This window comes from Streptomyces sp. SID3343, assembly GCF_009865215.1.
In the GTDB taxonomy this organism is placed as follows: Bacteria; Actinomycetota; Actinomycetes; order Streptomycetales; family Streptomycetaceae; genus Embleya.
In genome coordinates this window covers 1-575 of sequence record NZ_WWJX01000252.1, presented here as the reverse complement: position 1 = coordinate 575, position 575 = coordinate 1, and the positions used below count along the sequence as shown (strand labels likewise).

General features: G+C 74.1%; 1 protein-coding gene. It reads right to left on the bottom strand.

The genetic code is table 11. The features are described 5' to 3' along the window. On the bottom strand, positions 1-569 hold a 569-nt coding region (locus GT354_RS08630; protein WP_346011933.1), incomplete at its 3' end, for a ketoacyl-synthetase C-terminal extension domain-containing protein. Between the last annotated feature and the right edge of the window lie 6 nt (positions 570-575).

Here is a 575-nt window from a genome sequence, read left to right as displayed (position 1 = left end):
AACGGCGCAAGCGCCCGCGCACTCGCCTCGAACCGCGCCGCGAACACCGGCGACTGCACGAACAGTTCCGCCGCCATACCGACCCACTGCGAACCCTGCCCGGGGAACACGAAGACGGTCTTGCCCGGTGTCCCCGCCGCCGATCCCGCCACCACCCCCGCGGCCGACTCGCCGTGCGCCAACGCGGCCAGTCCGTCGTGCAGTTCGGCCCCCGACTCGCCGACGACCACCGCGCGCTCCGCCAGGGCGGCCCTGGCGGTCGCCAGGGCGGCGCCCACGTCGACGGCGTCGACCTCGCCCGCCACGAAGGCGGTCAGCCGCTCGGCCTGGCCGCGCAGGGCGAGCGGACGCTTCGCCGACACGATCCACGGCACGATCGTGTCGGGCGACGCCGATTCCGTCGTCCGCTCGCTCGCCGAATCCGGCTCGTCCTGCGGCTGTTCCAGGATCACGTGCGCGTTCGTCCCGCTCACCCCGAACGAGGACACTCCCGCGCGTCGCGGCCTGTCGGTCTGCGGCCAGGTCCGAGATTCCGTCAGGAGCCGTACTGCGCCCGCCGACCAGTCCACGTGCGG